Here is a 5,743-nt window from a genome sequence, read left to right as displayed (position 1 = left end):
AGTTTTCTAGTACTTTGGTCTTTATATTCCTGATGTCCATAGCATCTGCTAAATTAAACACGTCAGGCAGGCGATACTGCATAGCTCCTATTTTAGAGCGCAATAATGACCAGCATAATGCTGAACAATAGATACCAGCTTGCTGGCCAGTGATTTGTCTTTCATGCGACAAGCGCCGTATCAAATAGCATCGTCGCAATCTCTCATTTTGTAAAGTTAAGTTACATTTTTGTCAGCTATGGCCTACGCTCACGCCCTGTGGATGCTTCCTATGGCATACTCTGGCCTATAGTCTTTGCATTGTGAGGTGGCCTTGTGTCGGGTCAAGCAACGGTAGTTCTGGCCAGCGGGAATGTGGGAAAGATCGAGGAGTTCAATCAGCTATTGGGCGAGCTGGGAATGCAGGTTCGACCCCAGGCGGATTTCGGCGTGATCGATGTCGAGGAGACCGGGCTGACGTTCGTCGAGAATGCACTGCTCAAGGCTCGTGAGGCGAGCCGTGTCAGTGGTTTGCCCGCGCTGGCGGATGATTCCGGCCTGGAGGTGGATAGTCTGCATGGCCAGCCCGGCATCTACTCCGCCCGTTACGCCGGCGAGCCGAAGAGCGATGCGCGCAATAATGACAAGCTGCTTGCGGCGCTGGCCGGGACACCGCCAGCAGGGCGTACGGCTCGCTACTGGTGCGTTCTTGCCTATTTACGCCATGCCAAAGATCCGGTGCCTTTGATCGTGCAGTGCAACTGGGAAGGTGAGATTCTGACGGCGCCACGCGGTGACGGTGGCTTCGGCTACGATCCGTTGTTCTGGCTGCCGTCGCTGGGCAGGAGTGTGGCCGAGCTAAGTGCCGAAGAGAAGAATCGGCTCAGTCACCGGGGAAGGGCTCTGCAGTCGCTGGTGGCAGCCTTGGGCGAGACGACGACCAAGTGATGGCCACTCATTCCCGGCGAGTCGATGGCCTGCCGCCTTTGGCGCTCTACGTGCATGTGCCTGGTGCGTGCGGAAATGTCCCTACTGCGATTTCAATTCGCATGGCGTGGGTCACGGGGCCGACTTGCCCGAGACCCGTTACCTCGCAGCGCTGCTCCAGGACCTGGAGGATGATCTGCCCCTCGTCGGTGGTCGTGAGCTGACCAGTATCTTCATCGGCGGCGGCACGCCGAGCCTGATGTCGGCCGGCTTCTATGAACGGTTGTTCGATGTACTGGCCACGCGGCTGTCACTGGCCTCCGATATCGAAATAACGCTGGAAGCGAACCCGGGCACCCTGGAGCGCGGTCGGTTCCAGGGCTATCGGTCTGCGGGCATCAATCGGCTCTCCCTGGGGGTGCAGAGCTTCCAGGATGCCCAACTGCGGGCCCTGGGACGTATCCATAGCGGTGGCGATGCCATCTCGGCAATGGACGAGGCGCGCCATGCCGGGTTCGACAACGTCAACCTGGACCTGATGCATGGCTTGCCGGGTCAGACCCCGACGCTGGCCCTTGCCGATCTCGACCGTGCGCTCTCCCTCTCTCCGGAGCACCTCTCTTGGTACCAGCTCACGCTGGAACCCAATACCGAGTTCCATTCCCGCCCTCCGGTGTTGCCCGAGGAGGAGGTACTGTGGGATATCCAGGACCGGGGGCATGAGCGGCTCGAGGCCGCCGGCTTGGTGCGCTACGAGATTTCGGCCTATGCCCGGCCGGGACTCCGGTCGCGCCACAATCTCAACTATTGGCGCTTTGGCGACTACCTGGGGATCGGTGCCGGCGCCCACGGCAAGCTGAGTGCCACCGATGCACAGGGCAGGCTACACATCGAACGGCGGTGGAAGGCGCGTCAGCCGGAGGCCTATCTGCGTCGATCCCAGGATCCCCGTGGCTTCGTCGCTGGCCGTGCCGAGGTGGAAGAGGATGAACTACCGCTGGAGTTCGCCATGAATGCGTTGCGCCTGGTGGAAGGTGTGTCGATGAGGGACTGGAGGGCGCATACTGGACGCCCGGCCGGCACCCTGGAGACCCGCCTCCAGTCGGCGCGAAAAAAAGGACTTCTTGTGGAAGATGGCCAGCGAGTGCAGGCATCGCCCCAAGGTCTATTATTCTTGAATGAGTTGCTGGTCATGATTGGCGAAGCCGATGCCGGCACTGAATGAGCTTCTTCCCCTGAAATCCGGAGATCTACATGTTCAAACCACTTCGACTCGTTGTGCCGCTTGCCACCGCTGTCCTGCTGGTCGGCTGCGCCACGACGGATCCTTACTCCGGCCAGACCCAGCGTTCCAGCACCATGACAGGTGCCGGGGTGGGTGCCGCCGTTGGAGCCGCGGCCGGCGCGCTGTCGGGCAGCGGCAGCACTAGCCGGCGCGATCGTGCCTTGATCGGTGCCGCCGTGGGTGCGGCTGCCGGTGCCGGCGTCGGTGCCTACATGGATCGTCAGGAACAGCAGCTGCGCGAGAGCATGAGGGGCACTGGCGTGGATGTGGAGCGTCGTGGCGATGATATCGTGCTCAACATGCCAAGCAGTGTGACCTTCGGTTTCGATTCCAGTGAACTGACCCCGAGTGCCCGCAACGCCCTCAACGATGTCTCGTCGATACTGACGCAATACACCGATACGCGGGTCAACATTGCCGGTCATACCGACAGTACCGGTGACGCCGGCTACAATCAGCGGCTTTCCGAGCGCAGGGCGGAATCTGTCGGTAACTACCTGGCCCAGAACGGGGTAACCCGCAACCGTCTCTACATGACCGGCTATGGCGAAAGTCAGCCGGTGGCGAGTAACGCGACCGAGGAGGGTCGTGCCCAGAATCGCCGTGTCGAGATCACGCTCACGCCCATCGAGAGCCAGTTCCAGCAATAGACCGGCATGCCGGTGGCTTGAATGGGGCCCGTCACTGTCACAGTGGCGGGCCTTTTCGCTAGGCTCGATCTCATTCTGCCTCATACTGCCGATTCGCCGTCCAAGGATCCGTGGCCATGCTTTCCTATCAGCACGCCTACCATGCCGGTAATTTTGCCGATGTCCACAAGCACCTGACCCTGTTTGCCGTTACCCGTCACCTGCGGCGCAAGACGGCACCGGTGACGTATGTCGATACCCATGCCGGGCGCGGGCTCTATCCGCTATCGGCGAAGGAGAGCCAGAAGTTGCAGGAGTATCGCCAGGGGGCGGAGCGGCTCTGGCAGGCGAGAATGGCACTGGCGGCGGAACCGCTGATCGGCGATTGGCTGTCGCTGCTGGCCGAGGCTCAGCTGACGGCGAGCGAGGGGGCGTCGCCAACGCTGGACTGCTACCCGGGCTCACCCTGGTGGCTGACTCGCCAGCTGCGTGCCACGGATCGCTTGATGCTGTTCGAGCTGCACCCCGGTGAGCATGAACACCTGGTGGGGCAGCACCTGCCGAAGAACGTGCAGCGCATCCATGGCGATGGGCTGAAGTGCCTGCTGCAGCGATTGCCGGTTGCCACCCCACGGCTGTGCGTATTGATCGACCCCAGCTACGAGCGCAAGACTGAGTATGCAGAGGTTGCCGAGACCGTGCTGTCGGCCATGCGCAAGGCGCGGCATGGCGTGATGCTGGTGTGGTACCCGCTTTTGCCCGCCGGCCGCCACAGCGAGTTGCTGGAAGGGCTGAGCAGCGGAGGCCTGCGCAAGATCTGGCGCAGCGAACTGACCCTGCGCGAGACAAGCAGCGAGGAGCAGGGCATGTATGGAAGCGGCATGCTGGTGGTCAATCCGCCTTGGGGGCTCGAGGAGCAGCTGGTCGCTGCCATGAAGCGGATCGAGCCGCTGCTCGGTCCTGAAGCCCGGCATCGTGGCGAGTGGTGGGTGGAGGAGTAAAGCGGCTAGACCTTACTTGCCGATGCAGAAGCTGCCGAAGATCTCGCCCAGCAGATCGTCGGCGCTGAATTCTCCCGTGATCTCACCCAATGCCTGCTGGGCATCCCGCAGATCCTCGGCGAGCAGTTCCCCGGCGCCGTAGCCGCTCAACTGTTCCTCCCCGTTGGCGAGGGCTCGCTTCGCCCTGTCGAGCGCATCGAGGTGACGACGACGAGCGGAGAAGCGGCCTTCCGTGGTGCTGGCATACCCCATCACTTCCTTCAGGTGGGCCTTCAGGTTATCCACACCCTGTCCGGTCTTGGCCGAGAGCCGAATGACCGGCGTGGCTGTGGATAACTCTATTCCAGCCGACTCGTGGCTGGTATCGATCTTGTTGCGGACCAGGGTCAGCCGGGTGGGATCGGTGAGACGCGCGACGAACTCGGGCCAGATCGCCATGGGGTCGGTGGCGTTGGTGGTGGTGGCATCCACCAGCAGCAGCACCCGGTCGGCCTTCTCGATCTCGCTCCAGGCACGCGCCACGCCGATGCGCTCCACGGCGTCCGGGGTATCGCGGAGCCCGGCCGTATCGATCACATGCAGGGGCATGCCATCGATGTGGATGTGTTCGCGCAGCACGTCCCGGGTGGTGCCCTCGATTTCGGTGACGATGGCGGTTTCCTGTTCGGTCAGGGCATTGAGCAGGCTCGACTTCCCGGCATTGGGCCGCCCCGCTATCACCACGTTCATGCCTTCGCGCATCAGGCGCCCTGGGCAGCCGCCTTGCGTACCTCGGCCAGTTCCGTTTTGACTGCCGCGAGCATGTCGGCCACTCTGCCGTCGGCGAGGAAGTCGATCTCCTCTTCGGGGAAGTCGATCGCCGCTTCCACGTAGATGCGCAGTTCGATCAATTGCTCGACCAGCGTCGAGACCCGCCGCGAGAATTCCCCCTGTAGTGAGCGCAGGGCGTTTTCGGCGGCGGACCGGGAGCTTGCCTCGATCAGATCGGCAATGGCCTCGGCCTGTGCCAGGTCGAGCTTGTCGTTGAGAAAGGCGCGTTCGGAGAACTCCCCCGGACGCGCCAGGCGTGCCCCCAGTTGCACGCATCGCTCCAGCAGGAGATCCATGATCACCGGACCGCCGTGTCCCTGCAGCTCCAGCACGTCTTCTCCGGTGAAGGAGTAGGGTGCCTGGAAGTAGAGCCCGATGCCTTCGTCGATCACCCGTACATCGCCCTGGAATGATGTGTATTGAGCGTGGCGTGGCGGGGGACAGCGGCCCAGCACCCCCTCGGCGATGGTGCGACAGCCGGGGCCGGATACACGGATGATGCCCACGCCGCCTCGCCCCGGCGGGGTGGCCAGTGCGGCAATGGTATCCGGAATATAGAGGCTTTCTGCCATTGGGCGGGCTCCTCGCAGCCTGGGCTTGCTCGGGTGGAAGACTATTGTCCTTTTCGTGGGGCAGAAACGCCAGACCCCTGCCGTGGCAGGGGTCCGGTGGTTCGAGAGAGAAGATAGCCTACTTGGTCTTCATTCCCTTGCCGACGGTGGGGTCGTTCTCGATCTTGCGAGTGATGACATACTGTTGCCCGATCGAGATCAGGTTGTTGACCACCCAGTAGATGACCAGACCGGCCGGGAACCAGAGGAAGAAGAAAGTGAAGACGATCGGCAGCATCTTCATGATCTTCGCCTGCATGGGGTCCGGAGGCGTGGGGTTGAGCATCTGCTGAACGAACATCGAGGCGCCCATCAGGATCGGCAGGATGAAGAACGGGTCCCTCATCGACAGGTCCTGGATCCAGAACATGAAGGGCGCATGGCGCAACTCCACGGATTCCAGCAGCATCCAGTAGAGCGCAATGAAGACCGGCATCTGCACCAGGATGGGCAGGCAGCCACCCAGAGGATTGATCTTCTCCTTCTGGTAGAACTTCATCA

Annotated in this window: 4 protein-coding genes and 2 pseudogenes; 4 read left to right on the top strand and 2 right to left on the bottom strand. The window is 62.1% G+C overall.

Annotated elements, in window-relative coordinates; translation table 11 throughout:
• Positions 1–315: 315 nt before the first annotated feature.
• From rdgB to Q427_RS21370, 4 genes and pseudogenes are all read left to right on the top strand, one after another.
• The gene (gene rdgB / locus Q427_RS21385; protein ID WP_043517149.1) at positions 316–927 is read left to right on the top strand and encodes an RdgB/HAM1 family non-canonical purine NTP pyrophosphatase; all 612 of its coding nucleotides are present in this window, start codon (positions 316–318) and stop codon (positions 925–927) included.
• Positions 927–2,131: pseudogene (hemW, locus tag Q427_RS21380) on the top strand (radical SAM family heme chaperone HemW). Before rdgB ends, hemW begins: the two are co-directional and overlap by 1 nt.
• Positions 2,132–2,160: 29 nt before the next feature.
• Positions 2,161–2,841, top strand: a complete 681-nt coding sequence (locus Q427_RS21375) for an OmpA family protein (RefSeq protein ID WP_043517147.1) — start codon at positions 2,161–2,163, stop codon at positions 2,839–2,841.
• A 116-nt stretch (positions 2,842–2,957) separates the two neighbouring features.
• Positions 2,958–3,821 (top strand): 23S rRNA (adenine(2030)-N(6))-methyltransferase RlmJ, encoded by an 864-nt coding sequence (locus Q427_RS21370; RefSeq protein ID WP_043517144.1) that lies wholly within the window; start codon positions 2,958–2,960, stop codon positions 3,819–3,821.
• A 12-nt stretch (positions 3,822–3,833) separates the two neighbouring features.
• On the opposite strand, the pseudogene mnmE reads toward Q427_RS21370, so the two are convergent.
• Positions 3,834–5,203, bottom strand: a pseudogene (mnmE, locus tag Q427_RS21365) (tRNA uridine-5-carboxymethylaminomethyl(34) synthesis GTPase MnmE).
• Between the two features lie 118 nt (positions 5,204–5,321).
• Positions 5,322–5,743, bottom strand: a 422-nt coding sequence (yidC, locus tag Q427_RS21360) for a membrane protein insertase YidC (RefSeq protein ID WP_043517142.1), incomplete at its 5' end; no start/stop codon positions are given.

It is taken from the genome of Halomonas sp. BC04 (assembly GCF_000568385.1).
This window is presented reverse-complemented; position numbering and strand designations above follow the sequence as displayed.